Source organism: Ruegeria sp. HKCCA0235A (assembly GCF_013033235.1).
GTDB lineage: Bacteria > Pseudomonadota > Alphaproteobacteria > Rhodobacterales > Rhodobacteraceae > Ruegeria.
In genome coordinates, this window is the sequence record NZ_WQDQ01000001.1 from 723,395 (window position 1) to 748,054 (window position 24,660).

At 58.7% G+C, this 24,660-nt stretch carries 32 protein-coding genes; 10 read left to right on the top strand and 22 right to left on the bottom strand.

Features of this window, described 5'->3' with window-relative positions:
• Positions 1–15 precede the first annotated feature (15 nt).
• The 11 genes from GOW56_RS03590 to GOW56_RS03640 all read right to left on the bottom strand — a co-directional run bounded on the left by GOW56_RS03590 (position 16) and on the right by GOW56_RS03640 (position 6,301).
• A complete protein-coding gene (locus GOW56_RS03590) occupies positions 16–678 on the bottom strand; it encodes a phage tail tape measure protein (RefSeq protein WP_171204954.1) in 663 nt (220 codons plus the stop codon).
• Entirely contained in the window at positions 665–874 is a 210-nt protein-coding gene (locus GOW56_RS03595) for a rcc01693 family protein (protein ID WP_170343939.1), read from the bottom strand. The genes GOW56_RS03590 and GOW56_RS03595 overlap by 14 nt, the downstream gene beginning before the upstream one ends.
• On the bottom strand, positions 871–1,191 hold the full coding sequence (locus tag GOW56_RS03600) for a gene transfer agent family protein (protein ID WP_152458312.1): 321 nt from the start codon (positions 1,189–1,191) through the stop codon (positions 871–873). Before GOW56_RS03600 ends, GOW56_RS03595 begins: the two co-directional genes overlap by 4 nt.
• A 4-nt stretch (positions 1,192–1,195) precedes the next feature.
• Positions 1,196–1,609: a phage major tail protein, TP901-1 family gene (locus GOW56_RS03605; protein WP_170343937.1), complete on the bottom strand. Its 414-nt coding sequence runs from the start codon at positions 1,607–1,609 to the stop codon at positions 1,196–1,198.
• Between the two features lie 20 nt (positions 1,610–1,629).
• Complete coding sequence (locus tag GOW56_RS03610) at positions 1,630–2,043, bottom strand: DUF3168 domain-containing protein (protein WP_152458314.1); 414 nt, start codon at positions 2,041–2,043, stop codon at positions 1,630–1,632.
• Positions 2,040–2,378, bottom strand: a complete 339-nt coding sequence (locus tag GOW56_RS03615) for a phage head closure protein (RefSeq protein ID WP_171204955.1) — start codon at positions 2,376–2,378, stop codon at positions 2,040–2,042. The genes GOW56_RS03610 and GOW56_RS03615 overlap by 4 nt, the downstream gene beginning before the upstream one ends.
• A complete protein-coding gene (locus tag GOW56_RS03620; RefSeq protein ID WP_171115395.1) occupies positions 2,375–2,974 on the bottom strand; it encodes a head-tail connector protein in 600 nt (199 codons plus the stop codon). The genes GOW56_RS03615 and GOW56_RS03620 overlap by 4 nt, the downstream gene beginning before the upstream one ends.
• A gap of 170 nt (positions 2,975–3,144) precedes the next feature.
• Positions 3,145–4,323, bottom strand: coding sequence for a phage major capsid protein (locus GOW56_RS03625; protein ID WP_171204956.1), 1,179 nt, complete (start codon positions 4,321–4,323; stop codon positions 3,145–3,147).
• Between the two features lie 34 nt (positions 4,324–4,357).
• Positions 4,358–4,903, bottom strand: coding sequence for an HK97 family phage prohead protease (locus GOW56_RS03630; RefSeq protein WP_171204957.1), 546 nt, complete (start codon positions 4,901–4,903; stop codon positions 4,358–4,360).
• Between the two features lie 26 nt (positions 4,904–4,929).
• A complete protein-coding gene (locus GOW56_RS03635; RefSeq protein WP_152458319.1) occupies positions 4,930–5,148 on the bottom strand; it encodes a hypothetical protein in 219 nt (72 codons plus the stop codon).
• The gene (locus tag GOW56_RS03640; RefSeq protein WP_171204958.1) at positions 5,141–6,301 is read right to left on the bottom strand and encodes a phage portal protein; all 1,161 of its coding nucleotides are present in this window, start codon (positions 6,299–6,301) and stop codon (positions 5,141–5,143) included. Before GOW56_RS03640 ends, GOW56_RS03635 begins: the two co-directional genes overlap by 8 nt.
• A 239-nt stretch (positions 6,302–6,540) precedes the next feature.
• Here GOW56_RS03640 and GOW56_RS03645 point away from each other — a divergent pair, with 239 nt between their 5' ends.
• A complete protein-coding gene (locus GOW56_RS03645; RefSeq protein WP_171115387.1) occupies positions 6,541–7,086 on the top strand; it encodes a hypothetical protein in 546 nt (181 codons plus the stop codon).
• Between the two features lie 63 nt (positions 7,087–7,149).
• On the opposite strand, the gene GOW56_RS03650 is transcribed toward GOW56_RS03645, so the two are convergent.
• Entirely contained in the window at positions 7,150–8,376 is a 1,227-nt protein-coding gene (locus tag GOW56_RS03650) for a DNA-packaging protein (RefSeq protein ID WP_171116502.1), read from the bottom strand.
• 596 nt (positions 8,377–8,972) lie between these two features.
• Positions 8,973–9,350, bottom strand: coding sequence for a VOC family protein (locus GOW56_RS03655; protein ID WP_171204959.1), 378 nt, complete (start codon positions 9,348–9,350; stop codon positions 8,973–8,975).
• 205 nt (positions 9,351–9,555) lie between these two features.
• Between GOW56_RS03655 and GOW56_RS03660 the strand changes: the two genes are divergently transcribed.
• Together GOW56_RS03660 and GOW56_RS03665 are read left to right on the top strand one after the other, a co-directional pair.
• Positions 9,556–9,927 carry a winged helix-turn-helix transcriptional regulator gene (locus GOW56_RS03660; RefSeq protein WP_371807872.1) on the top strand — a complete coding sequence of 124 codons (372 nt, stop codon included), beginning with the start codon at positions 9,556–9,558 and terminating at the stop codon, positions 9,925–9,927.
• Positions 9,928–10,253: 326 nt separating this feature from the next.
• Positions 10,254–11,519 carry a DEAD/DEAH box helicase gene (locus tag GOW56_RS03665; protein ID WP_171204961.1) on the top strand — a complete coding sequence of 422 codons (1,266 nt, stop codon included), beginning with the start codon at positions 10,254–10,256 and terminating at the stop codon, positions 11,517–11,519.
• Positions 11,520–11,600: 81 nt separating this feature from the next.
• Here the strand turns inward: GOW56_RS03665 and mltG are convergent, their stop codons facing one another.
• The 7 genes from mltG to fabD form a co-directional block, all read right to left on the bottom strand.
• Positions 11,601–12,758, bottom strand: coding sequence for an endolytic transglycosylase MltG (mltG, locus tag GOW56_RS03670; RefSeq protein WP_171115379.1), 1,158 nt, complete (start codon positions 12,756–12,758; stop codon positions 11,601–11,603).
• Positions 12,759–14,024, bottom strand: a complete 1,266-nt coding sequence (gene fabF / locus GOW56_RS03675; protein WP_152458327.1) for a beta-ketoacyl-ACP synthase II — start codon at positions 14,022–14,024, stop codon at positions 12,759–12,761.
• A gap of 183 nt (positions 14,025–14,207) precedes the next feature.
• On the bottom strand, positions 14,208–14,951 hold the full coding sequence (locus tag GOW56_RS03680; protein ID WP_171167624.1) for a HisA/HisF-related TIM barrel protein: 744 nt from the start codon (positions 14,949–14,951) through the stop codon (positions 14,208–14,210).
• 123 nt (positions 14,952–15,074) lie between these two features.
• The gene (locus GOW56_RS03685) at positions 15,075–15,614 is read right to left on the bottom strand and encodes a GNAT family N-acetyltransferase (RefSeq protein WP_171204962.1); all 540 of its coding nucleotides are present in this window, start codon (positions 15,612–15,614) and stop codon (positions 15,075–15,077) included.
• Between the two features lie 138 nt (positions 15,615–15,752).
• Positions 15,753–15,986, bottom strand: a complete 234-nt coding sequence (locus GOW56_RS03690) for an acyl carrier protein (protein ID WP_008756330.1) — start codon at positions 15,984–15,986, stop codon at positions 15,753–15,755.
• Between the two features lie 206 nt (positions 15,987–16,192).
• Positions 16,193–16,930 carry a 3-oxoacyl-[acyl-carrier-protein] reductase gene (gene fabG / locus GOW56_RS03695; protein ID WP_171204963.1) on the bottom strand — a complete coding sequence of 246 codons (738 nt, stop codon included), beginning with the start codon at positions 16,928–16,930 and terminating at the stop codon, positions 16,193–16,195.
• Between the two features lie 41 nt (positions 16,931–16,971).
• Positions 16,972–17,910, bottom strand: coding sequence for an ACP S-malonyltransferase (gene fabD, locus GOW56_RS03700; RefSeq protein WP_171204964.1), 939 nt, complete (start codon positions 17,908–17,910; stop codon positions 16,972–16,974).
• 174 nt (positions 17,911–18,084) lie between these two features.
• Between fabD and GOW56_RS03705 the strand changes: the two genes are divergently transcribed.
• Entirely contained in the window at positions 18,085–19,311 is a 1,227-nt protein-coding gene (locus GOW56_RS03705; RefSeq protein ID WP_171204965.1) for a cytochrome b/b6 domain-containing protein, read from the top strand.
• A 60-nt stretch (positions 19,312–19,371) separates the two neighbouring features.
• Here the strand turns inward: GOW56_RS03705 and GOW56_RS03710 are convergent, their stop codons facing one another.
• Together GOW56_RS03710 and GOW56_RS03715 are read right to left on the bottom strand one after the other, a co-directional pair.
• Positions 19,372–19,944, bottom strand: a complete 573-nt coding sequence (locus GOW56_RS03710) for a YceI family protein (RefSeq protein ID WP_152458333.1) — start codon at positions 19,942–19,944, stop codon at positions 19,372–19,374.
• Positions 19,945–20,069: 125 nt separating this feature from the next.
• Positions 20,070–20,588, bottom strand: coding sequence for a hypothetical protein (locus GOW56_RS03715; protein WP_152458334.1), 519 nt, complete (start codon positions 20,586–20,588; stop codon positions 20,070–20,072).
• Between the two features lie 283 nt (positions 20,589–20,871).
• On the opposite strand from GOW56_RS03715, the gene rpsF reads away from it, so the two are divergent.
• The 6 genes from rpsF to GOW56_RS03745 all read left to right on the top strand — a co-directional run bounded on the left by rpsF (position 20,872) and on the right by GOW56_RS03745 (position 24,654).
• Positions 20,872–21,225 (top strand): 30S ribosomal protein S6, encoded by a 354-nt coding sequence (gene rpsF, locus GOW56_RS03720; RefSeq protein ID WP_152458335.1) that lies wholly within the window; start codon positions 20,872–20,874, stop codon positions 21,223–21,225.
• 28 nt (positions 21,226–21,253) lie between these two features.
• Positions 21,254–21,481, top strand: coding sequence for a 30S ribosomal protein S18 (gene rpsR / locus GOW56_RS03725; RefSeq protein ID WP_005608650.1), 228 nt, complete (start codon positions 21,254–21,256; stop codon positions 21,479–21,481).
• 12 nt (positions 21,482–21,493) lie between these two features.
• Positions 21,494–22,114 (top strand): 50S ribosomal protein L9, encoded by a 621-nt coding sequence (gene rplI, locus GOW56_RS03730; protein WP_171204966.1) that lies wholly within the window; start codon positions 21,494–21,496, stop codon positions 22,112–22,114.
• 154 nt (positions 22,115–22,268) lie between these two features.
• The gene (locus GOW56_RS03735) at positions 22,269–22,754 is read left to right on the top strand and encodes a lytic transglycosylase domain-containing protein (RefSeq protein ID WP_171204967.1); all 486 of its coding nucleotides are present in this window, start codon (positions 22,269–22,271) and stop codon (positions 22,752–22,754) included.
• A gap of 236 nt (positions 22,755–22,990) precedes the next feature.
• Positions 22,991–23,692, top strand: a complete 702-nt coding sequence (locus GOW56_RS03740) for an autoinducer binding domain-containing protein (protein ID WP_152458337.1) — start codon at positions 22,991–22,993, stop codon at positions 23,690–23,692.
• A 107-nt stretch (positions 23,693–23,799) separates the two neighbouring features.
• The gene (locus tag GOW56_RS03745) at positions 23,800–24,654 is read left to right on the top strand and encodes an acyl-homoserine-lactone synthase (RefSeq protein WP_171115359.1); all 855 of its coding nucleotides are present in this window, start codon (positions 23,800–23,802) and stop codon (positions 24,652–24,654) included.
• The last annotated feature ends 6 nt before the right edge of the window (positions 24,655–24,660 follow it).

Genomic DNA, 24,660 nt, shown 5'->3' on the forward strand with positions numbered 1-24,660 from the left:
CAGCTGCTCCCTGATTTATCTGTTGCGATTGCCGCGCCCCAACGCGCGGCTCATCTGGGCCGCTATCTGCCCCTGAGATCGGCGGAACCCTTGCACGTCCGGTGTTGAAATGTTCATCACCACATTCACGGCACGCCCAGCGCCCTGCGTCCGCACACCCAGCTTGCCATCGGCCCCGCGCGCAAGCGGCATGATCGCCTCGGGCCCGGCTTCTCCCATCAGCCCGGTGCCTCCGCGCATGGGAAACGTTGTCGGGCCGCTGACCACACCGCCATTGGCGAAGGGCATCACCCGGCCCTGGCTGAAGCTGCCGCCATCAGCAAAGGGCAGAATTCCCTTCACCAACCCGCCGACCGTGTTGGCCAGCATTCCGCCAAAGTGGTCCGTCACCGGCTTGATCGCGGCCGCATAAGCCGTTTGGATCAAGGAGTTCTTCAGGACATCCAGCGCACCGGAAAGACTCATCCCATCCAGAACGACACCATCGAAGGCCTTGCGCAATCCGCTGGACATGCCGCGCTCCAGCGTGGCGACATCCTTGCCGGTTTCTTCAAATGCGGCGCTGATGCGCTTCATCTGGCTGTCAAACGCCGCCGCCATAGTCGCAGCATCGCCGAGGGAATCGCCCAGCGCTTCGCCTCGTTCTTGCAGGTCATCAAACCCGTCACGATCTGTCATCACGCTCTCCTTGTGTCTTGTCCGGATAAGCCGCCAGCAAGGCATCCAACCCCGCCCGGTTCATTGCAGACGCTCCGGACCCCTGCCCCAGCATCAGCCGCAGCTCTGCCGGGGTCAGACGCCAGAATTGATCCGGCGTCAGTCGCAGCCCCAGAAATCCGGCCCGCATCAGGGCAGGCCAGTCGAACCCGCTCATGCGCCCTCCGGCACCATGAAGGCGCGCGCCAACAATTCGGCTGCGGTTCTGGCGGCAGCCATGGGGCCGCCTTCGATCTCGGCATGCATCAGGTCGGCCCGGGCAATGTTCCAGCCACCGCCCCGCAAACCGGCAACGATCAGCGCCAGAACATCTGCACTGGAATACGCACCGCCCTCAAACCGTTGCACCAGCTCAACCAGCGACCCAGCATTCAGCTCCTGCTCCAGCTCCGCCAAAGCACCAAGCGTCAGTTTGAGCACACGCTGCTCGCCATCGATGGTCAGCGCCACCTCGCCTGTCCACGGATTGGCCATCGGATCAAAGCGCCGTAAAGGTCAGAGCACCGGCACTGGCCATGCTCATCTCATAGGTCGCCTCACCGTTGTGCGAGCCCGCATATTCGATGCTGGTCACCTGGAACGGGCCTTCTACAATCCCGAAATCAGGGATGATGACCTGAAAGGCCGGAGTTTCGCCATCAAAGAACAACTGCCGCGCGCGTTCATCCGTGCCAGCATCCTTGAACACGCCCGAGCCAGAGATAGAAGCCGATTTGACCCCCGCCCCGGACAAAAGCTCGCGCCATCCACCCTGGCTTTCCAGACTGGTGACATCCACACTTTCAGCATTGAAACTTATGCGCGTGGCCCGCAGCCCCGCGATGGTCTGGAACAGGCCGGTACCGTTCATATCCATTTTGACCAACAGGTCTTTTCCGTTCTGGGCAGCCATGTGCTCTCTCCGTTGATTGCTTAGTCATCTTCCACGCGGGCGCGGAACTTCAGGTCGATCTGGCGGATGGTGCCGCCGGTCCCGGTGCGCCGGGCCGAGGCCCGCTCGAACCACAGCCCCACCAAACGCCCGCGAACCAGGTTAAGTGGCGCGTTTTCCAGCGCGTCACACACCGCGCCCGCCAGTGTTTTGGCAGCACCGAACCCTGCCTCCTGGGACACCACCGAAACGGTGAAGCGGTGTATCGCGCCCGCGCCTGTTCGGTCCGACGCGTCGCGCACCTCTTCGGGGCCCAGCGTCACATAGGTCTGCGGCACGGTTCCCGCGGGCACGGCATCATAGATCGCGCCCCCCGATTGGCTGCTGACTGCTGCGTCCGCTGAAAGCTGTTGATACACGGCCGCCTGCAAAGCGGCGGAAACGCCATAGCTCATGCCGCCACCTCTTCATCTACGAAACAGGTCAGGAACTTGCCGCGCGGATCATGCTCGGCCACGGCCCGGATTACGAAACAGCGATTTCCCTCGCGAAACCGCTGATCTGGCGCGGGGCGCATCGAAGACCCCATGGGCGCACCACGTACCACGATGCGGTACCCGACACGCGAAACGGACGCTCCGGCGATCTGCCGTTCGGCCCCACTGCGCGCCGTCACCTCGGCCCATAGCGTCCCCATCGCGGCCCATGTTTCGGTATAGCCCCCCGACCCATCAGCACTTCGCATCGGCGCCTCCAGCACCAATTTACGGTTCAGATGCGGCGTATTCATTGCGATACCCCCGCCCCGAAACGCACCATGCGATAGCGCTGGATCAGGCTGGTGACACCAAAGGGCATACATCCAGCGCCCAATGAGGTTTCATCCCGGTATTCATAGTAATGCGCCGCCAGCAGCAGCACGGCTTGCCCAAGATCGGCAGGCAACCCGCCCCAATCCTGCGCCATCCCCGCGACAAACGAAATCTTTACGGAACCACCCGTTTCGATGGCAGGCAGGCTGGATCCCAATGGGCGGATCCGGGGCCGCTGACTATCATGCTCCAGGCGATAGGTCGCGGCGTCCGCAACTGTTTCGGCTCCTTGCTTGTCAGTCAGCGTCACGGCCTGCACTGAAACCACCGGGGCCACAGGCAGCACTTCGCCCGACGGGTCGCGCCACCTGTTCAAACTCCACGAGAAATCCCGTGTGATCAGAACCGTGCCAGTACGCGCCTCGATCGCCGCAATGGCGGCCCGCAGGAACCCCTTCAACACTTCGTTCTGCACATCATCCTCGGCAAAGCCCGTGCCCAGCCTCAGATGCGCCTTGAACTGATCCACCGGCAGCGCCGCATCCGCGATGGCGGTCTCTTCGATCAACATCATCCACTCACTCCGCAATCTCGGACCCCTCCAGGGCCCCATCCTTGGAAAATGGCGGGCACGCGCCGCCCCACGTTGCTCGGACGGAGGGGAGCAGCTAGACAACGCAGAGGATCTCACTCCGGCCCGCGCCCGCCGTCCGAGGGGCCAGGGCCCCCCGGATTCAGCCCGCGTTAGGCGGTGCCGAATTTCACCAGCTTGATCGCAGCAAAATCGCTGACATCGCCGCCGACGCGCTTGGTCGCGTAGAACAGGACATGTGGCTTGGCGCTGAACGGGTCGCGCAGCACGCGCAGATCGGGACGCTCGGCAATGGTGTAACCAGCCTGGAAGTCACCAAAGGCAATCGAGAAACTGTCGGTTGCCACATCCGGCATGTCCTCGGCGATCAGAACCGGATAGCCCATCAGACGCGCCGGCTCACCTGCGGCCAGACCATCGGACCACAGGAAGCGGCCATCGCTGTCCTTCAGCTTGCGGATCACACCCGCAGTCTTCGAATTCATTATGAAGGTCCCGTTGACCCGGTACTGCGCGCCCAGCGCATAGACCACATCGACAATCGCATCCGCATCAATACCCGCATCAATACCGGTCGCGACATAGCCAACGCTGCCCCAGGACCAGCCATCATTCGGCACCGCTCGGTGGATCATCAACCCCTTAGGCTTGTCGACGCCATCGCCGTTGATGAATGCCGCCGCCTCGGCGCGTGCAAACTTGTCGGCAACACGCCCGGCCAGCCAGCCCTCGACGTCGAAGGCGCTGTCATCCAACAGACGCTGCGACGCTTTGGGCAGCGCGCTCAGCTCGTGCAGCGGGATCGAGATGCGATCGATCGACGGTGTTCCGGTTTCCGCTGTGGCCGAGTTTTCGTCAGCCCAGCCCGCACCTACATCGGTGTGATCGATCAGCACGTCGAACGAATTTGCCTCGACATTCACGACCGATGCAATCGAACGGATCGAGGTGGTCGAGTTCAAAACCGACTTGATCGTCTCGGCAGTCTGCGGATCAACCAGATAGCCACCATCGCTGTTGACCGCTGTTGACAGGGACTTGGCCTCCATCTCGAGGCCACGCAGCCCATCATCTTCGCCGGACCGCACATAGGCGTCAAATGCCTTCTGATGCGGGGCTCCGTCTTCGATCGAGGCGGCAAGATGCGGGCGTGCCGCGATTGTTGATTTACGATCCAGCATGGTCAGTCGCTCTTCTGTCTGTTGCAGTTTAGTATTAACTTCGGCTTTCAGTCCCTTGAATTCATTCACGAAGCCAGCCATCGCCTGCTTCACCTCCTGAACCAGGGGCGCACCCTCTCCGGTCAAGGCCGGGGTTTCGGTCTTGCTCATCAGCATGTCCTGTTCTGAGTGGTTTTGAGGCGCGCTAGTTACGCGCCAGCTCCTGCCGGGCATCGTTGAATACGTCGGCAATACAGCGCAGGGCTTCCTCGGCGTCAGGTGTCCTTCCCTTCGCCGCCACCCGCGCACTGAGCAGCATCGGGAAGGTCACCAATGACACCTCCCACAGCTCCAGTTCGGTCAGGACCCGCTGGCCCTTGTCATTCTTCACGGCCCGTTTGGTGCGGTAGCCGATCGACAGACCATCCATCGCACCTGCCCGGATCAATTCTGCCGCCTCGCGGCCCTTCTGCGTGCTCTCCAGCAGACGCCCCTTGACCCACAGGCCCTTGTCGTCCTCGCGTACTTCGTCCCACACGCCGATGGGCTGCGCCGGATCATGCTGCCACAGCATCTTGACGCGCTGCCCCGCCCTGGCCAACCTGTCAAGCGAACCGCGATAGGCGCCACGCTGCACCACGTCACTGCCCTGATCGACCTGCCCAAACAGGCTGGCATAGCCCTCGATTACCGCATCATCCGTAACCGACAAACCGTCGCCGAACCGCGCGAACTTATGTTCCAAATCCATGAACTTCTCCACGTAACCCATTGAATTCATGGCGCTACCACCAAGAGAGATTGAAACGCCTGTGCCAGAATCACCGCCGCCACACCATAGACCGTCAGCCACAGCCGGCGCTCCAACCGCTCCATCATCTCTTCGATCTGATCCAGGCGCCGACACAGATGTGCATGCTGGATCTCGGCCACCCGCTCATGCGCGGCCAGACGCAGACCTGGCGCGCACTCGAACGAGGGATACCCCTCACCCATCCGCGCGCTCCGGCAGGCCCAGCAAGGCACGCTTCTCGGCGTTGGTCAGGAAGTCGGCCCCATTGACCCGCGCCCATTGCGCATCCCGTTCTGCGGACAGCGCAGGCACCTGATCCAGGTCAGGCTTCAAAACCAGCTCCTCGCCGGTAAATCCCGCCAGCCAGTCCGCCAACGCCGCCGCCACCCGCGTCACCAGGGGCAGAACGGTCAGGCGATAGAACGCCCGGTTGGCCTCCTGATAGTTCGAATAGGTCGCGTCACCCTGAATCCCCAGCAGCATCGGCGGGACACCGAAGGCCAGCGCGATCTCACGGGCGGCGGCTTCCTTGGTCTTTTGAAACTCCATATCGGACGGAGAGAACCCCATCGGCTTCCAATCCAGCCCCCCTTCCAGAACCATCGGACGGCCTGCATTGCGCGCCCCGCGATAGTTCGCCTCAATCTCGTCTGACAGACGCCGGAACTGATCTTCGGCCATCACCCCGTGGCCATCGCCTTTCCAGACCAAAGCCCCCGAAGGCCGCGCCGCATTATCCAACAGCGACTTCGACCACCGCGACGCACTGTTATGTACATCAATCGCCATCGCCGCCGCCTGCATCGGCGAGAACCCATAGTGGTCATCCTGAGGGTGGAACGATTTGATATGGCAGATGGCTTCCGCCACAAACCGATGCTTCTTGCCGCCAACCGCATAGTCATACGCCTTGGGCCATCCATCCGCCCCCGGCACGACGCTCATCCGGTCTGAACGCAACACATGCAGCTCGACCGGCAGGCCTTCCTCGGCTTGAACCGCCTCGACATAGGCATTGCCCGACAGCAGCAACTGCCCGAACAGAACCTCCATCAACTCCGCTTGCCCCTGCGCCGCATTCGGACGACGCATTAGGGACAAGATCGGATGGGTATCAAACCGCTGCGCCTGATCCTGCAACACCAACGGCAAAGCCGCCGCCGCCTCGGCAATCAGCTTGACCGAGCGAAACCCCACCGGGTTCCCCGAAAACCCCGTGCGTGTCAGCGACACCGCGTCCCTGGGGCTCCACGCTACGCGCCCGCCCGTCTGCCACGCCACCACCGGCCCAGCCGCGCTTGCTTTTGCCTCGGGCGCCGCTTCAGCCGATCCACGACGCAAGAAATCGAATACCATCTGTGCTCCTTTCTGCCGCCGCTCTGCCCGGCTTGTTGAAAGGAGTTATGAGGGAAAGACGTTTAAGCCTCGGGAATGGAGCGTACGGGGGGTGGGCAACGGTTGGAAACAGCTAAATCCACACTTGGTAACGCGTAGCCCAATCAAAACTTAACGACTGGTTCTAAAATTTCGGTTGTGATCATTCTATCTCGCTTCGCGCTCCTTTATAGAAGAAGAAACATAAAGTCGGGAAACCTATGAGAAACATAGTATTTTCAAGCCTATTGGTATTCACTCCCCTTGAAATTTCACTAGCGCAAGACGCCCAATCATCGCTTGCTCAAGAAATAGAGAAATCTTCCGAGACCCGACGGATCGAGGGAGGAAACAAGATTGGCAGTCGTGAATACTTCCCTGAAATACGTTTTCGAAACTATATTGATGTGCGCGGCTGCAATCTGACTGCCGTGGCTGAAGAAACGACAGCTCAAGGCATACGAACTCTCGGCATCACTTTTGATCTCGCGAGAACTGACCTACCCGACCCCAATGATCCCAACAGCTCGGATTGGGGTGTTGTCAGCCTGGCGGAGCATATTCAGTTCGGGGAGATAGCGTTTAGATTTATCGAACCGTATAGTCCTACTCCGTATGGAACAGGCGACCTTTACGGTTCCATGGAGTTTTCTCCCGAAAAATCTTACTGGTTCGGGATGAACGAATTGCAAGACGCTGAACAGCCTCATCGGCTGTTAAGTCTGCTTCACCAATATCAAGCCCAGTATTGCGCCTTATCGGGATAGAACGATCATAACTGTTGACTTCGCTTCATTGGTACGGCGCGCTGAGAAGTTAGTGAATGAACTTCACAACCTCCGCACCCTCGGCCGCCGATACGCCCCCGCGGGCCCTACAACCAACTCATGCAGCGCCCAGACCAGAGCGTCGACGCGGTCGGGCGAGCCCTGCCCCTCGAACCCGCGCGCGGTCATCTGGCACATCTGTTCCTCCAGCGCGTCCAGCCCGGCCACATGGAGCACCCGCCCCTGTTCGTACAGCGCCGCCACCGGCTCGGCCCGTGCGACCTTGCCACGTGAGGCCCGCACCGCCCGGAACGGGACCAGAGGGTCCACCTGCCGCACCACCTCTTCCACCAGCTGCCCGCCCTGATTGACCTCGGCCACCAGCCGTTCTGCGCCAAACTCGTCCATCGCGTCAATTGCCGCCTGCGCCCAGCCCGCCGGGCCAACGCACTGCACCGTCCGATCAGCCAGCACATAGGCGCGCCAGTCCTCGGGCGGGCCTTGCAATTGCGCGCCCACCACCACGATCCCGCAGGCATCGGCGCTTGATCCCGCCGTCACCGCCGGGTCCAGCGCAACGACGATGCGATCCAGCTCGGGCACTGCCTCGACCCGCGCCGCATCCAGCATCGAGCCTGTCCACAACGCCCCTTCGGCATCGGCCAGCAGCACCCCGTCCAGCTCCTGCCGCCCCAGCCGCGTGCCCGCATAACGCGCGCGCACCTCGTCCAGAAATAAAGCCGCCAGGTTGGCCCGGTTCGCCTCGGTCGGAGCATGGGTCTGAACCGTGGACGGCGAGGCCAGCAGATCCTTCAGCACTTTCACGTTGCGCGGCGTCGTGGTCACGCAGACCCGAGGCTGATCCCCCAACCGCAGCGCAAATTGAAGCATGTCCCAGGTCTCGCCGGCCTTCTTCCACTTGGCCAACTCATCCACCCATGCCGCATCGAATTGCGGGCCGCGCAGCCCCTCGGGATCATGCGCCGAAAACGCCTGCGCCTCGGCCCCGTTGGGCCAGATCAGTTTGCGCTCGGATGCCTTCCACACCGGCCGACGATCCGGCGGTGAGCATTGCAAAATCCCGCTATCGCCAAAAATCATCACATCGCGTACCTGATCGAAGGTCTCACCAACCAAAGCCACCCGACAGGCCTGGCCCTTATCCAATGGCAATGACCCCTCGACCATCGACCGCACCCACTCGGCCCCGGCGCGTGTCTTGCCCGCACCGCGTCCGCCCATGATCACCCAGGACCGCCAGTCGCCCTCGGGTGGCAGCTGATGCGGCAGCGCCCAGAATTCGAACAGGAAAGGGAGGGCACACAGCCCTCCCTCCCCGATCTCACTCAGAAATCTGTTCTGCACCGCAACAGGCGCGGAGGCGAGCCAGCCTGCACCCGACTTCAAACCGAGCTCGGTCAAGATCGAGCGCGTACCCTCCTTGGGCAATTCCGGCTTGTCTGTGATGTTGTTCGACAAAGCTTGTCTCCACTTTCTGACAACTTCGGATCAGCCCCTCTAACTGCCCGAGTTGCTTGGCTGAACCAGCAAGATCTACATCCTCCCCGGCTCCGATCTGTTTGCGCAGGTCTTCCGCCGCTTGCCGCAGATCGCGAATGGACCTCTCAAGCGACTGCAACAATTCAGCCGTCTGGGAAATCCGCTCTTCCGGGGTAATCAAAGTCATGTTTGCCTGTGACCTCATGCGTGAGTTTTCTCCGCACGAGAGAAGCAAAAAACGGCCACCGGGTCTCCCCGGGGCCGTTGCCCACTTCCTCTAGCATGTCACAAGCTATACGGTATTAAGTGCGCAAAGTCAATGAGTTGCGCAACGTCGACGCAACACGCAGCGGTCGCTGTGTTGAGTTTTCCTTTACCTCTTACTCTCAGCTCTGGCCTGTCAAATCCTGCGCCAGCATCAGCGCATTCCTATCCGGATCATAAAACGTTGCTGTGCTGACCATCCCCTCAATCGTGTCCGTTTCACCGTCAAATTCCACTCCTGCAAGTTCCAACTTTCCGCGCGCCTCCGCGATATCCGCGACTTCGAAAACAGGCACGCAATTCCCCGGAGAGGCTTCGGCCTGTTCGCCCAGTCCCAAAGTGACACGGTCGACATTGGTTCGCAATTCGCTCCATCCCGCTTCATCAATGTGGTGGATAAGCTCAAATCCCAGCTTGGCGGCGTACCATTCCGCACTGGCATGTCGATCCCGAACGGACATCGCAAGTGTGATGGTGTTTTTCAATGAAACGAGCGACATAAGGCTTTTCCTTTTTTGAAAAATATATTTACTATACTTTATGGACATAAATACACTTGTCAAGCTGACATCGCGGGCTTGGTCCCTGAAAATTCTTGCCCTGCTGCACGCCAAAGTTCCGGGCCGGCAAGCCCCGCTTTTGGCAGCGACCGACGCAAGCCGAACGGCCTTTGCAGCCAGCCTTTCTCATCTTATTGAACTTGGAATGATCGAAAGAAACCCCGGACATGGGCACCCTCTGCGTCCAGAATTTCGACTTACGCCATTCGGAACCGAGGCTGCCACGATCGCCAGCAAGATAATTACTACCGCCCGCTCTGAGGATGAAATCAGACTGCTAAGAAAATCCTGGACTGTGCCAGTTCTGGCGTTGACAGGCACCCCTCATCGTTTCTCGGCCATCAAATCAGGTCTTACGGTCATTACAGATCGGGCGCTGTCCTCATCCCTTCACCAATTGGAAGCACAAAACTGGATCCGACGCGACATTCACACTGCCGAGAGGATGCCATTTCCAACCTATCAGGCCGTGAATACTGGAATGGCGATCAACAGGGCCGTTGGTTTTACGCTGTAATTCAATGGCAGTCTGGTGCCGCGAACAGTGCCTTATTCGACTCAGTAGACCACCAGAAGGCTTGCCAGCGCTTGACATTTCATGGCGGAACCCTCATGTGCCCCACATCACAGCGCTGATGCGTGAGTTCAAGCGGACCTCGTCCGCCCCACAGCGCCAACTCATCATTCCAGTTCCCCATCACGCAGGGTTCTTGACGCGGCGGCCGGATGGCGCAGGATACGCCTGCTCGTCCCGAGGTCTCGCACAACCCCTGTCGGTCGCCAACGCGCGACCCTTCATGACCTGTCCCTGGGCCAACGCTCCGGGCTGCAAAGGATAGTTATTTGTTCGACTTTGATATGCTGGGCCTTGCCCCGGCACTGAACGAGGCACTCAAACGCGCCAATTTCACTCAACCCACCCCAATCCAGAACCAGGCGATTCCACTTGCTCTGAATGGTCACGACATTCTGGGACTGGCGCAAACCGGCACCGGAAAGACCTTGGCTTTTGGCCTGCCTCTGATCGATCACCTTCTGGCCCAACCCGGCAAGCCCGACCCGAAAACCGCCAAAGCACTGATCCTGGCGCCCACCCGCGAACTTGTGAATCAAATCGCCGACAGCCTCCGCACCTTGACGAAAGGCACCAAGCTGCGTGTGGCCACCGTTGTCGGTGGCCAATCGATCAACAAGCAGATAATGTTCCTTTCCCGTGGCACCGATATTCTGGTCGCCACACCGGGCCGCCTGATAGATCTGATGGAGCGGGGCGCGGTAAACCTCGGAGCGGTGCGCCATCTGGTGCTGGACGAAGCAGACCAGATGCTTGACCTGGGCTTTATCCATGCGCTGCGAAAAATCGCTCCGGCACTGGGCACCCCACGCCAAACCATGTTGTTTTCGGCCACCATGCCGAAGCAGATGGAAGAGCTCAGCCGCGCTTACCTGACCAACCCGCAACGGGTGCAGGTCTCGCCTCCGGGCAAAGCCGCAGACAAGATTACGCAATCTCTGCACTTCGTCTCCAAACCCGGGAAACCAGCTAAGCTGCGTGAAATCCTGTCGAAGGACGTGGATGCCCTGACACTGGTCTTTACCCGCACCAAACATGGCGCGGAACGGCTGATGAAAGGGCTTGTGGCCGATGGCTACAACGCCGCATCCATCCACGGCAACAAAAGCCAGGGTCAGCGTGATCGCGCGATCAAGGCGTTCCGCGCGGGTGACATCAACATTCTGGTGGCCACCGACGTTGCCGCCCGAGGCATCGACATCCCGGGCGTCGCCTACGTGATCAACTTCGACCTGCCCGAGGTACCTGACAACTACGTCCACCGTATCGGGCGCACTGCCCGCGCAGGGCGCGAGGGCGAAGCCATCGCCTTCTGTTCCGCGGAAGAAGTTGATCTGCTGCGCCAGATTCAAAAGCTAATGAAGATCGAGATTCCAGTTGCCAGTGGCGCGATGCCCGAAGCTGTGCAACCTGAAAAACCGGCGCGCCGCCCGAACAACCCTCGCCGGGGGTTCAAACCCAAACCCGCCGACGCGGGGTCAAAACCCGCAGCAAACAAACGGCGTCGTCCACGCGGCAGACGTCCGGCGGCCTAAGATCGGAACACAAAAAAGCCAACGCCGGTTCAATGACCGGCGTTGGCGCAACACGATGAACGAAACCATTTTTCGTTCAGATCAATTTCCCGAATTCTGCTCTGCCTCAATCTCGCGCCATTTGGCGACATTGCGATTGTGCTCCTGCAAGGTTTCGGCAAATGCATGGCCGCCCGTGCCATCGGCAACGAAGAACACGAAATCCGTGTCATCCGGCGCAACAGCAGCTTCAAGGCTGGCCAAGCCCGGATTGGCAATCGGCGTCGGCGGCAAACCGTCTATCTGATAGGTGTTCCATGGGGTTGGTCGGTTCAGCTCGCTGCGGCGCAGCCCGCGCCCTAACGTGCCTTGCCCTTTGGTGACGCCATAGATGACGGTCGGGTCCGTCTGCAACCGCATCCCCTGTTTCAGCCGGTTCACAAAAACACTGGCCACTTGCCCGCGCTCTTCCGGAACTCCGGTTTCCTTTTCGATGATCGACGCAAGGATCAGCATTTCTTCGGGACTTTGCAGCGGCAACCCGTCCTGACGGCTCTCCCAAACGGCATTGATCCGCAATTGTTGCTTGTCCTGCATCGCCTGCAAAATGTCGGTACGGTCCTGGCCCGCCACAACATCGTAACTGTCAGGCGCCAGCATCCCTTCGGCCGGGATCTCGGTCACCTCACCTGTCAAAGCGTCGAACGCCTTCAACGCCTGGACCACCTGCCACGAGGTCGCACCTTCGGCCAGCGACACGCGGTAGCGGGTGTCCGCCTCGTTGCGTTTCTCGGTATAGGCCTCAGGCACCTCGTCTTCCGAGGGATCAAACGAAGCGATTTCGACGAAATCCAGGGTCGCCGGGTTCAACTCGCGCACACGGGTCTGAGCACGCGTCACACCGATACGATACTCAATCTCGGATCCGCAGGTGCTGGCACCGCTGCTGGTAATTTCGTCGATGATCTGCTCCATCGACGCGCCTTCCCGCACCAGGAAGCTGCCGGCTTTCAACTGCTGTGCCCGATCCGTGTAATCGGCGGCCATCCGAAAGATCGTGGCACTGCGGATGGCGCCCTGCTCTTCCAGTTCCTGACTGACACGTGTCATGTTCGATCCGCTTCTGACCTGAAGGCAGATCGCGGTTTCAAGCGGGCCTTCGGCCTTGTACTGGGTCTGCCCCCAAAGGATCAGTCCACCCATCAGGAACAGGCCGACCACCAGAATGGTCAGCGCGTTCGAAGCAATGGCCCGCCACATTTAGTTGGCCTTTCCAAAGATCACGCTGGCATTGGTGCCGCCAAACCCGAACGAGTTCGACAGGGCCACGTTGATCTCTCGCTCACGCTTGGCGTTCGGGGCCAGATCAATCGGTGTCTCCACCGCGGGGTTGTCCAGGTTGATCGTCGGAGGTGCGACCTGATCGCGGATCGCCAGAATCGAGAAGATTGCCTCGATCGCCCCCGCTGCACCCAAAAGGTGCCCGGTTGCCGATTTGGTCGACGTCATGGTGGCGTTCGCGGCGTGGTCCCCCAGCAGACGTTCGACCGCACCCAGTTCGATCGTATCCGCCATGGTCGAGGTGCCATGGGCGTTGATGTAATCCAGGTCCTTCGGCTCCAGCCCCGCGCTGCGCAACGCGGCTTTCATCGAGCGTTCTGCTCCGTCACCATCCTCGGACGGTGCCGTGATGTGATATGCGTCGCCCGACATGCCATAGCCCAGCACCTCGGCGTAGATCTTTGCACCGCGGGCCTTTGCGTGTTCATACTCTTCCAGGATAACGATACCCGCACCTTCGCCCATGACGAATCCGTCGCGGTCAACGTCATAGGGTCGGCTGGCCGCCTTCGGGTTGTCTGCATATTTGGTCGACAACGCCTTGCATGCGTTGAACCCGGCGATGCCGATTTCGCAGATGCAGCCTTCGCCGCCGCCTGCAACCATGACGTCTGCGTCCCCTGCGCGAATGATACGGCTGGCGTCACCGATTGCATGGGCACCGGTGGAACACGCCGTCACGACCGAATGGTTCGGCCCCTTGAAGCCATGCCGGATCGACACCTGACCTGATGCCAGGTTGATCAGAGCGCCCGGAATAAAGAACGGTGAAACCCGGCGCGGGCCCTTGTCGCGGATCAGATTGGCTGTATTCGCGATCGAACCCAACCCCCCGATGCCAGAACCGATCAGAACACCTGTTCGCAGGCGGTCCTCTTCATCTTCCGGCAACCAGTTCGCATCCTTGCAGGCCATTTCTGCGGCTGCGATGGAATACAGGATAAAGTCCTCAATCTTGCGCTGCTCTTTCGGCGGCATCCAGTCATCGGGATTGAAGGTCCCGTTGGTTCCATCCCCGCGGGGCACCTCACAGGCGTAGGTCGTGGCGACACCACTGCCTTCCGCATCAAAATGCGTGATGGGACCAGCGCCGGACTCTCCGTCCAGCAGCCGCGACCAGGTTTCTTCGACCCCGCTGGCCAAAGGAGTGACCAATCCAAGACCGGTTACAACGACTCTGCGCATGAAGTGCCTCTTGCCTGCTTCCTGTTATGAGAACCGCTCTTACCCCGGCCCGGGGTGCGGGGGCAAGAGCAACGGCGATTTCAGGCGGGCTTCCCGCCGCCGGGCAACCGAAGCAGTACCGCTGTGGGTTACGGAAATCGGTGCCCGCCCTTTCACGGATCTAGTTGAAAGGGCGAAGCGTATTTATTGGAACTGTGCCACCGGCTCATGCGCCGATTTTGCCATTTCCAGTGCATCCGTCAGGTCAAGTGTCTTTCGAAACAGTGCACGTCCCACGATTGCACCCGAGATATTGGGAATATAGGCCAGCCGCGAGATGTCATCCGCGGTACGTACAACCCCGCTTGCTATCACAGGGGTGCGCGAATGGCTGGCAAGTCCCGAGATCAGGCCAAGCTGAGCCTCGACGTCCTCCATATCGCTGTCGATATCCGTCACCACGATAGCAGCAAATGGCGCTCCTTCGAATGCATCGATAAACGCTTCGGGCGTGAATACGCTTTGGCTGCGCCAGCCATCCGTCATCACATAACCTTGCCAGACATCGACCGACAGCACGATTTGATCCGGGTAGAGTGTTGCCAATTCCTTGACCAGTTTCGGCTCGCGCGCTGCCAGCGTCCCGATCACGACGCGACCGACGCCCTTGTCGATCCAGCGTTCGACCTGTTCGCGGGTCCGCATACCCCCTGCCAACTGAATCGGGATTTCGGCCGCGCGGATAATCTCTTCAATCAATTCGACGTTGGTATCCTTGCCTTCGATCGCGTCGAAATCAGTCAGGTGCATCCATTCGGCACCCGCTTCGGCCCAGCTTCGCGCCGTTTCAACCGGGTTTACATGCCAAATCATAGCGTTGTCCAAACGACCTTTGTCCAACGTGACACACCGGCCGTTCTGCAATTCCATAGTGGGGTATATCCTCATGAGCTCGGTCCTCCGCTCAATCGCTCTGAAAATCCCCGGAAGCATACACCTTGAACGCGCTCCCAATATCACCGGGATCGGCACAGTTTGGCCATTTTGCGGCATAGTGTCGAAGTGGCGGATTTACGCGAGCGCAGGCGGCCCGTTGCGCCGAAGCAAATGCACCGGGGTTTCATTATACACCCCTTCCCGCATCAATACATAGCCCAGCTTTTTGGCAAGTTTCTGCGACGAGGCGTTGGACGCATTCACCATCGCAACCAAAGGCCCGGGAATCACCCGGTCAAACCAGTCATGCGCTGCCTTGGCCGCCTCATACCCCAGGCCCTGCCCCTGCGCTTCGGGCGCCAGAACCCAGCCCGCTTCGGGAAAGCCGTCGAAATCATCGCCCATCTGACGGTTTCCGTAAAAGAAACCGGCCTGTCCGATCAGCTTTCGATTCGATTGTTGCAGCACACCCCATTGTCCAAACCCGGCCATGTGCCAATGCCCGGCATTGCGCAAAAAGGAATCCCATGCCTCTCCGCGCGATCGGGGTGAGCCGCCAATATGCTGAACGACGCACGGATCTCTCCAGATCTCGGCGAACCGGTCAAAGTCCTCCGGGCGCATGGCACACAGCGTCAAACGCGCGGTATTTATCATGGGAGTGGATCTTATCATGCCCTGTCCACTTTGAATTTTGCCTCAATGGAAACAGTGCGCATCCGAAAATGCACGCGCAAGCATGAATTTTGAGCGGGCATAAAAAAACGGCGCCTCCGTTGCCCGGAAGCGCCGCTTTTGATCAGAAGGAAACGCTTAGGACGCTTCGCTGATGAATTTGACCGCGTCGCCGAAGGTCTGGATGGTCTCGGCTGCGTCATCGGGGATTTCGATGCCGAACTCTTCTTCGAAGGCCATAACCAGTTCAACGGTGTCCAGGCTGTCTGCGCCCAGATCATCGATGAAAGACGCGTTTTCCGCGACTTTATCTTCTTCAACACCCAGGTGCTCAACAACGATCTTCTTTACGCGATCTGCGACGTCGCTCATGTCTATTCCTCATTCCTTTACAGGGCGGTCTGCCCGATTCTGCCCTTGCCCGCACGGGTTGGCTTTGATTTGCCCGTTTCGGGCGGTTTGGGTCCCGGCGAACCGGGAAGTCGAAGGCCGACCTGAACAACCGGCCCCGCATAGATGCGCCGCCTATAGCATAGTCGACGCAAGAGGCAAACGCTTTCGCGCTGCCCCTGTGGCGATCACAACATGGCCATACCACCGTTCACATGCAAGGTGCTTCCGGTAACATAGCCCGCTTCGGGACTGGCAAGGTACAGAACAGCCGCTGCAATTTCTTCGGGATCACCCATGCGGCCCGCCGGAACCTTCAACAACAGACCCTTTTTCTGTTCCTCGGTCAGCTTCTCGGTCATTGCAGTCGTGATGAAACCCGGCGCCACGGCGTTCACGGTAATTCCGCGCGTTGCCACTTCGTGAGCCAAAGCCTTGGAAAACCCTATTATCCCGGCTTTTGACGCAGCATAGTTGGCCTGCCCCGGGTTGCCAATTGCGGCCACCACGGACGAGACATTCACGATCCGGCCCCAGCGTGACTTCATCATGCCGCGGATCACACCTTTGCATAGTTTCATCGTCGAGGTCATGTTCACGTCTATCACGCTCTGCCATTCCTCGTCGGACATGCGCATGAACAGGTTGTCGCGCGTGATACCCGCATTGTTCACCAGGATATCCACCGATCCCATCGCCTCGACCGCTTGCTTTGGCAACGCTTCTACGGCTTCCGGATCGCTCAGATTGCAAGGCAGCACATGCGCGCGTTCGCCCAGTTCATCTGCCAGAGCCTGCAATGGCTCGACCCGTGTACCGGACAATCCGACTGCTGCGCCAGCACCGTGCAACGCACGTGCAATGTCGCCTCCGATACCGCCCGAAGCACCGGTGATCAGCGCATTTTTACCTGTCAAATCAAACATTCGGTTTTCCTCTTGGTGCGTCGGCCACGACGCTTTTGAGCTTACGATTCGGCCTGAATGGCCTTTTGAACATCTTCCGGTGTGCCCACAGCCTTGCCTGCAATGGCACGATCGATCTTGCGGATCATGCCGGACAAGGCTTTGCCGGCACCGATTTCCCACGTTTCAGTCACGCCCTGCGCGGCCATGAACTGAACGCTTTCACGCCAGCGAACCGACCCCGTCACCTGTTCCACCAGCAACTGACGTATCAGATCCGGATCACTGACGGCTTCGGCGCGCACATTGGCCACCAAAGGCACGGAAGGCGCCTTTATCTCGACGGCAGCAAGCGCTTCCGCCATGACATCTGCCGCAGGCTGCATCAGCGCACAGTGAAATGGAGCACTTACAGGCAACATAACAGCACGTTTTGCGCCTTTTTCCTTGGCAATCTCGGCGGCACGCTCCACGGCAGCCTTGGAACCGGACACAACGACCTGGGTTGGATCGTTGTCATTGGCAGCCTGACAGACCTGCCCCTGCGCGGCTTCTTCTGCAACGGCGCGCACCGCCTCCAGATCCAATCCAAGAATGGCCGCCATTGCGCCCTCGCCCACCGGTACGGCACTTTGCATCGCCAGACCGCGGGTGCGCAGCAAGCGCGCGGTGTCCGCAACCGACAAAGCCCCCGCAGCCGCAAGGGCCGAGTATTCACCTAAGGAATGACCCGCCACGAAAGCCGCCTGACCAACCGAAACGCCTTCGGCTTCCAGCGCACGCATTGCCGCCATGGATGTCGCCATAAGAGCAGGCTGGGCGTTCTGAGTCAGCGTCAAGTCGGCGATGTCGCCTTCCCAGATCACGCTGCTCAGCTTCTCTCCCAGTGCCTCGTCCACCTCATCGAAGACGGCCTGCGCCGCCGGATAGGCATCGGCCAGTGCTTTGCCCATACCGATGGTCTGGGCGCCCTGCCCCGGAAAAACGAACGCGAGTGTCATTGCAACCTCATGGATGATGTCAGGTTGCGGCGGGGTGTAAACTGACTGATCGTCTGGCACAAGCATTGCCTGTGTTCTGCATTCTGGCACCTTGGCTGTGCACAAGCGCTTACTTGTGCCGACTTCCGATAACCTTAACTTGGGCGCAGCACAGAATCTCGGAGCGTTGCACCCATGGCCTCGACCAATTCCTTCTCAAGCTACGGAAGTGTCGCAAAGACGTTTCACTGGCTCACCGCGTTGCTGATCTTCACGGCCCTGCCGCTCGGCTGGATCGCGGACAATCTGGCCCACGCCGTATTGCATGCCTCCACAGCCCCAAGCGAGGCCGAAATCGCACGCGCGGCGCGCATGTTCTCATTGCACAAAACCGTAGGCGTCACCGTGTTCTTCGTTGCTTTGGCTCGGACAATGTGGGCCTTCACGCAAACCAAGCCCGGCCTGCTGAATGCCGACAACAAGCCCGAGGCTTTTGCCGCCGAAACTGTCCACTGGCTTCTCTATGGGTCACTGGTGCTTGTGCCACTGACCGGTTGGGTGCACCACGCCGCAACCGAAGGGTTTGCTCCAATCCTCTGGCCCTTCGGCCAAAACCTGCCTTTTGTACCGAAATCAACCATTGTGGCCGAGGTGACAGGCGTTCTGCATTGGCTGTTCATGTGGACGCTCGTCGGCGCGCTGGTCCTGCATGTTGCCGGAGCGTTGAAGCATCACGTCATAGACAAAGACAGCACGTTGCGCAGGATGTTGCCGGGTGGGTCAGATGCACCGGAGCCTCCACACCAGCATCATTCCCTTGTGCCCGCCGTCGCCGCAGTGGCCGTTTGGGCGCTTGTCCTCACCGGCGGCTGGGTCTCTGGCGAATTTGCGCGTGAGGCCGACGATGATGACGCCGACGTCCAACTGGCCGAGGTGCAATCAGACTGGCAGGTTCAGAACGGCACCCTTTCCATCACGATTTCCCAATTGGGCAGCCCGGTCACCGGCTCGTTTTCCGACTGGACAGCCGCAATTGCTTTTGACGACCCGGCCGAGCCTGGTCTGGCCGGGTCCGTCGAGGTCACGATCGCAATAGGTTCTCTCAGCCTCGGAACCGTAACCGAACAGGCCATGGGTGCGGATTTCTTCAACAACGCCCAGTTTCCGACGGCCCAGTTCGCGGCTGACCTTTTCAAAACCGAAAGCGGATATGAGGCACGCGGACCACTGACAATCCGCGACAAGACGATCGATATCATACTACCGTTTTCACTGGACCTTCAGGACGACACCGCGACCATGACAGGCTCGGTTGATCTGAACAGGTTGGATTTCGGCATCGGCGCATCGCAGCCCACCGAAGATTCGCTCGGCTTCACCGTCACCGTCGCTGTGGAACTCGCCGCGTCCCGCAGTCAGTGATGCCAAAAAATACCGCCGGCGACAGGATCACCGGCGGTTTTCGTGTTCGTTGCCTCGCGCTTATTCGGCTTTTTGCGCTTCGACCGAGATCTGCACCTGCACTTCGTCGCTGACAAACGGTGCGAACTGGCCCAGATCAAATTCACTGCGGACAAGGGTCGTGGTGGCGTCGAAACCGGCCCATGGCTTGTTCGCCATTGGATGGGTATCAACCTTGTTCAGTTTGGCATCCAGAACAACGGATTTGGTCACGCCGTTCATGGTGAGGTCGCCGGTGATCTTGGCAGTGTTTTCACCGGTCACTTCGATACCCGTCGAGGTAAAGGTGATCAGATCGCCCTCGGTCGCACCAAAGAAATCCTCGGTCATGAAGTGATCTTCGCGCGGCTTCCAGCCGGTGAACATCTCCAATACCGGCATCGACACGCTCACGCTGGAGGCGGCGGGATTTTCCTGATCAAACATGATCTCGCCCTCAAAGCCCGAGAACATGCCGGTTGTGGTTGAAAAGCCCAGGTGGTCATAGCTGAAGACAACCTGGCTGTGGCTCGGGTCCAGCACGTATTTCTCGGCGCTGGCGAATGCCGTGGTCGCCGATACGGCCAGTGCAGCAGCAAGAAGGGTGGATTTCATAACAATCTCCGCGTTTTTGTGAACGCAACCCGGCAGGGTTGCTCACAAACAAAATGTGCCGCCTGTCGGCGGCACACAACCTTTTTCGAGTCACAACATCTGTTCCTTTTTGAACAGAATAAAGTTCAGCCGAAAATTGTTACGCTCTTGCTCAGTTGCCCTTTCAGCGCTCGGCTGACATCCGCCGATTCAAGGGGCAGCTTCATCAAAAGGCTCCCGTCCACATCAAACAAGTGGACTTCGTTTTCTTCAAAACGTGCACCACCTAGCGAGTCATAGCTGCGGCGCAGCACCGTCTGAGGGCGTCCGTCTTCGTTCTTTTGCAGAACACGGACTTCGCGGCGGATCGGGTCGAAATAGGCATCCGGGCGCTGATCAAGAACTTCGATCGTCAGCAAACTGACACCGACGATCAGAAACAGCATGGATGCCACCATCTTGATCGGCCAGACATCTGCACCCACGATCGAACCTGGCATCAGCCACATCGAAAACGCCGAAAAGATCAAGAACGCTCCTACCAACCGCGCCAGGATCAAACGGGCTTTCCAGTTTGGCGCGAAGGCAATCATTACCGGCACCGAATGCTCAAAGCGCGAGCCTGCCGCCTCTTCCCGGTATGTGTTTGTATTGGTCGCGGTCATAACACTTCACCTTTTATCAGGTTACTGTCGAATTTCTGTTTGGTCCGGGTAACGTCCGGTATGCAAAACAACTTTGAGCCGAAAAGCGTCAGCATTTGGGCGGCCCAAAGGAAATTGGGCGGCGTCTCAAAGGCATATGTGGCGGGGCTTGCTCCTGCGGTTCAAACGTGTATACGGGGCCATCCTTCGCAATCAGATGAATCGCGCAGCCTCTCGTGGCAGGGTCGCGGAGGACCGAATGGCCCCGCCTATGAAATGCGCCTTGACATAAACAGGAGTGCACATGCCACTGTATGAGCATGTAATGATCGCGCGTCAGGATCTGTCCAACGCGCAGGCGGAAAGCCTCGTCGAACATTTCGGCACCGTTCTGGCTGACAACGGCGGCAAGCTGGTTGATAGCGAGTACTGGGGCGTCAAGACGATGGCCTACAAGATCAACAAGAACCGCAAGGGCCACTACGCCTTCCTGAAAACCGATGCGCCCTCGGGTGCGGTTCAGGAAATGGAACGCCTGATGCGCCTGCATGATGACGTCATGCGCGTTCTGACCATCAAGGTCGACGGTCACGAAGACGGCCCGTCGGTTCAGATGCAGAAGCGTGACGAACGTGGCGACCGCCGCGAGCGTCGTTGATCACTGCCTGAGGAAAGGACACTAAACCATGGCCGCAAAACCATTTTTCCGCCGCCGCAAGGTCTGCCCGTTCTCGGGTGAGAACGCGCCGAAAATCGACTACAAGGACACCCGTCTGCTGCAGCGCTACATCTCTGAGCGTGGCAAGATCGTTCCTTCGCGCATCACCGCCGTTTCGGCGAAAAAGCAGCGTGAACTGGCCCGTGCTATCAAGCGCGCCCGCTTCCTCGCCCTGCTGCCCTACGCTGTGAAGTAAGGAGAGACTGGCATGCAAGTTATCCTGCTGGAACGCGTTGCGAAACTGGGTCAAATGGGCGACGTCGTTGACGTCAAGCCCGGCTACGCCCGCAACTTCCTGCTGCCGCAAGGCAAAGCCCTGAGCGCCTCGGACGCCAACATCGCGTCGTTCGAAGCCCAGAAAGCGCAGCTTGAGGCACGCAACCTGGAAACCAAGAAAGAAGCTGAAGCACTGGCTGAAAAGCTGGACGGACAGCAGTTCATCGTGATTCGCTCGGCATCGGATGCTGGCGCTCTGTACGGCTCGGTCACCCCGCGTGACGCCGCAGAGGCTGCAACCGAAGCTGGTTTCACCGTCGACAAAAAGCAGGTTGTTCTGGTCAATCCGATCAAGGAACTGGGCCTGCACTCGGTTGCAGTCAAGCTGCACCCCGAAGTCGAAGTTGAAATCAAGATGAACGTGGCGCGTTCGGAAGAAGAAGCCGAACTTCAGGCCTCGGGCAAATCAATCCAGGAACTGGCCGCCGAAGAAGAGGCAGCCGCTGAATTCGAGATCGCCGAACTGTTCGACGACATCGGCTCGGCCGCATCCGATGACGAAGAGCTGGCTCCGGAAGCCGCTCCTGCCGAGGAAGACGAAGCCAAAGCCTGATCCGGCAAGGTTTCAAACACAACAAAGGCCGTGCTTCAGCGCGGCCTTTTTTTGTCTCCGAGCCAAACCAGCAAATTTTAGCCCAACTCCATCCATAATCTTGCAGCCAAATACTCAGGCCATATCATTGCCACTCGAAACCCCGGAGAAACGTATGCCCCTGTTCACCCGTCGCAATCTCATGGCACTCTTACTGACAGCCCCGTTGGTTGCCTGCGGTGCAGGAGAAGTATCCAAGGCGGAAACACCGCAATTCAATCCTCCGCTCTATCCAAACGAAACGCCAGAACTTCGCGCGTCGATCAACAAATGGGCGGACCACTACGAGCTTCCGCGAGAGCTTGTTCACAAGCTTGCTATTCGTGAAAGCACGCATCGCCCCTGGGCGGTAAACCGGCCCTATTATGGGTTGTTGCAAATCCTTCCGGCCACCGCACGATCCATGGGATACACCGGAAACGCCAAAGGCTTGTTGGACGCGGACACCAACCTTGAGTTCGCCGGGAAATACCTTCGTGGCGCCTGGCTTCTGTCTGATGGCAACCAGGATCGGGCCATATTTCTTTATGCCAAGGGCTTTTACCCCGAAGCCAAAGCGCGCGGATTGTTGGTGGAAACTGGGCTGAAACCCGCCAACTGACGGTGATTAGCGTCAGAAAGCCGCGTGAAATTAGCACTTTTTGCCGAATAGTGACAAAAATGTTCTATTGAATGTCTCATTATTTGGAATTGCGCAGACAATTAGTACCTCGCCTTGTCATGTTTAGGAAAGTATGGTGTTCTGGCTCGGTGAGGTAAACGGGTTCCACTCTGTGTTATATGCATGCTCGACGACACCATCGAGCTGTAAGATGGGCCGCAGCTGGTAGGCACCACATGGAAATTGTCGATCTGAGCACTCTGCCGGATTCAGAAGTTCGATACACCGAATTTCTAAGGCAAATCTGTGAGAAGCATGATATGGATCATGCTGCTTATGCTGGCATGAACCCTGCTGCCGGCACGGTTGCCGGCTTTGTTACCTATGACGACGCATGGAATGAGCACTACCAAAACCAGGGTCTGATCATGATTGATCCGACCATCCATATGGCCCGCCGCAGCATCGCGCCAGTGGATTGGAGCCGACTTGAGCGCAGCCCCGACTTCCAACGTGTATTCCGGGATGCCCATGATTTTGGATTGCCAAACCAAGGCGTTACAATTCCCGTGCGCGGTCCCTACGGAGATATCGGCCTGCTGAGCGCAACGCGCAATTGCAGCAAAGAGGAATGGCGCAAGCTATACACGCATGTCATCAGTGACTTGCAATCGATGGCAGTGCACATCCATGACAATGTGGTTTCCTCAGACGAATTGACCAGCGCGCTGTATCATCCAACACTTTCCAGACGTGAGACAGAGATCTTGCAGTGGGTTGCAGCAGGGAAATCGCAACAGGACATCGGCGATATTTTGTCCATTTCACACCGAACCGTAGAAGTGCACTTGCGTTCCAGTCGAGAAAAGCTTAGTGCGCTGACCACCCCTCAGGCCGTTGGCCGGGCGATTGCAATTGGGCTTATTACCCCAAGTTAAACAAAAAAAACGCAAAATTTCGCCAAAATACGGGAAACCCCCAATAGAAAAATCCCCTGTGTCCGGTAACGTCTAAGTTACCGAACAACCACTCGAAGGGGGAAGAAATGATCATCGTGGTAGATGGCCTGAACAGACATATGTTCAGCGAAGTTCTTGATGAAATGTTCGAGTTGAGAGCAAGAGTTTTTGGCGAACGCCTGGGATGGGACGTCAACATTGAAGATGGCAAAGAGATCGACGAGTTCGATCACCTGGACCCGGCATATGTAATCGGACTCGACGATGAGGGGAATGTCGTCGCAGCCGTGCGTGCCCTCCAGACCACCGGACCACACATGTTGTCGGATGTCTTCTCGGCTATCCTTTGCGGCGAAGCACCACTTCGCAGTGCGACCATGTGGGAATCTACCCGCTTCTGCGTCGACACGCAACGGCTCACGCGTGGCAAAGAAAAGAACTCGGTCTCCTACGCGACTTGCGAGTTGATGATCGGATCTTTGGAATATGCGAAAAATGCAGGTATTCAGGACATCATCACCGTGATTGATCCGGTTATGGATAGGGTGTTGAAGCGTTCGAATTGCGCGCCTTACGACTATGTCGGTAAGACAGTTCCAATGGGTAAGGTTCACGCATTGGCCGCTCTGCTGGACTGCACCGAAGAACGCATCGCCGGCCTGCGTGAATTTGCGGGCATTCACGACGACGTCTTTATGGACGAAGAAGAAGCGTTAGCTCTGTTCGCCGCTAAGAAAGCCGCAGCACAGAACCCCGCGAACCAGGATCACAAACCACTCACCGATCTCGAGAAATATTTTGTGGAACAGATGAGCGCCGCAAAAACAGAAGCTGAACGGCAGGATGTCCTCAAGCTGATCGAAGCGCTCACGGATACGTTCACGCCAGAGCAAAGAACCGCTCTTTTGGAAACCCCCCGTGCTTTTGCTCATGAGGCCTGACCCCCT

Excerpts from the sequence above, each read along its gene's own strand:
- GOW56_RS03590 (WP_171204954.1), bottom strand. The coding sequence starts at position 678 with ATGACAGATCGTGACGGGTTTGATGACCTGCAAGAACGAGGCGAAGCG.
- GOW56_RS03595 (WP_170343939.1), bottom strand. The coding sequence starts at position 874 with ATGAGCGGGTTCGACTGGCCTGCCCTGATGCGGGCCGGATTTCTGGGG.
- GOW56_RS03600 (WP_152458312.1), bottom strand. The coding sequence starts at position 1,191 with ATGGCCAATCCGTGGACAGGCGAGGTGGCGCTGACCATCGATGGCGAG.
- GOW56_RS03605 (WP_170343937.1), bottom strand. The coding sequence starts at position 1,609 with ATGGCTGCCCAGAACGGAAAAGACCTGTTGGTCAAAATGGATATGAAC.
- GOW56_RS03610 (WP_152458314.1), bottom strand. The coding sequence starts at position 2,043 with ATGAGCTATGGCGTTTCCGCCGCTTTGCAGGCGGCCGTGTATCAACAG.
- GOW56_RS03615 (WP_171204955.1), bottom strand. The coding sequence starts at position 2,378 with ATGAATACGCCGCATCTGAACCGTAAATTGGTGCTGGAGGCGCCGATG.
- GOW56_RS03620 (WP_171115395.1), bottom strand. The coding sequence starts at position 2,974 with ATGATGTTGATCGAAGAGACCGCCATCGCGGATGCGGCGCTGCCGGTG.
- GOW56_RS03625 (WP_171204956.1), bottom strand. The coding sequence starts at position 4,323 with ATGAGCAAGACCGAAACCCCGGCCTTGACCGGAGAGGGTGCGCCCCTG.
- GOW56_RS03630 (WP_171204957.1), bottom strand. The coding sequence starts at position 4,903 with ATGGATTTGGAACATAAGTTCGCGCGGTTCGGCGACGGTTTGTCGGTT.
- GOW56_RS03635 (WP_152458319.1), bottom strand. The coding sequence starts at position 5,148 with ATGGGTGAGGGGTATCCCTCGTTCGAGTGCGCGCCAGGTCTGCGTCTG.
- GOW56_RS03640 (WP_171204958.1), bottom strand. The coding sequence starts at position 6,301 with ATGGTATTCGATTTCTTGCGTCGTGGATCGGCTGAAGCGGCGCCCGAG.
- GOW56_RS03645 (WP_171115387.1), top strand. The coding sequence starts at position 6,541 with ATGAGAAACATAGTATTTTCAAGCCTATTGGTATTCACTCCCCTTGAA.
- GOW56_RS03655 (WP_171204959.1), bottom strand. The coding sequence starts at position 9,350 with ATGTCGCTCGTTTCATTGAAAAACACCATCACACTTGCGATGTCCGTT.
- GOW56_RS03660 (WP_371807872.1), top strand. The coding sequence starts at position 9,556 with ATGATCGAAAGAAACCCCGGACATGGGCACCCTCTGCGTCCAGAATTT.
- mltG (WP_171115379.1), bottom strand. The coding sequence starts at position 12,758 with ATGTGGCGGGCCATTGCTTCGAACGCGCTGACCATTCTGGTGGTCGGC.
- fabF (WP_152458327.1), bottom strand. The coding sequence starts at position 14,024 with ATGCGCAGAGTCGTTGTAACCGGTCTTGGATTGGTCACTCCTTTGGCC.
- GOW56_RS03680 (WP_171167624.1), bottom strand. The coding sequence starts at position 14,951 with ATGAGGATATACCCCACTATGGAATTGCAGAACGGCCGGTGTGTCACG.
- GOW56_RS03685 (WP_171204962.1), bottom strand. The coding sequence starts at position 15,614 with ATGATAAGATCCACTCCCATGATAAATACCGCGCGTTTGACGCTGTGT.
- GOW56_RS03690 (WP_008756330.1), bottom strand. The coding sequence starts at position 15,986 with ATGAGCGACGTCGCAGATCGCGTAAAGAAGATCGTTGTTGAGCACCTG.
- fabG (WP_171204963.1), bottom strand. The coding sequence starts at position 16,930 with ATGTTTGATTTGACAGGTAAAAATGCGCTGATCACCGGTGCTTCGGGC.
- fabD (WP_171204964.1), bottom strand. The coding sequence starts at position 17,910 with ATGACACTCGCGTTCGTTTTTCCGGGGCAGGGCGCCCAGACCATCGGT.
- GOW56_RS03705 (WP_171204965.1), top strand. The coding sequence starts at position 18,085 with ATGGCCTCGACCAATTCCTTCTCAAGCTACGGAAGTGTCGCAAAGACG.
- GOW56_RS03710 (WP_152458333.1), bottom strand. The coding sequence starts at position 19,944 with ATGAAATCCACCCTTCTTGCTGCTGCACTGGCCGTATCGGCGACCACG.
- GOW56_RS03715 (WP_152458334.1), bottom strand. The coding sequence starts at position 20,588 with ATGACCGCGACCAATACAAACACATACCGGGAAGAGGCGGCAGGCTCG.
- rpsF (WP_152458335.1), top strand. The coding sequence starts at position 20,872 with ATGCCACTGTATGAGCATGTAATGATCGCGCGTCAGGATCTGTCCAAC.
- rpsR (WP_005608650.1), top strand. The coding sequence starts at position 21,254 with ATGGCCGCAAAACCATTTTTCCGCCGCCGCAAGGTCTGCCCGTTCTCG.
- rplI (WP_171204966.1), top strand. The coding sequence starts at position 21,494 with ATGCAAGTTATCCTGCTGGAACGCGTTGCGAAACTGGGTCAAATGGGC.
- GOW56_RS03735 (WP_171204967.1), top strand. The coding sequence starts at position 22,269 with ATGCCCCTGTTCACCCGTCGCAATCTCATGGCACTCTTACTGACAGCC.
- GOW56_RS03740 (WP_152458337.1), top strand. The coding sequence starts at position 22,991 with ATGGAAATTGTCGATCTGAGCACTCTGCCGGATTCAGAAGTTCGATAC.
- GOW56_RS03745 (WP_171115359.1), top strand. The coding sequence starts at position 23,800 with ATGATCATCGTGGTAGATGGCCTGAACAGACATATGTTCAGCGAAGTT.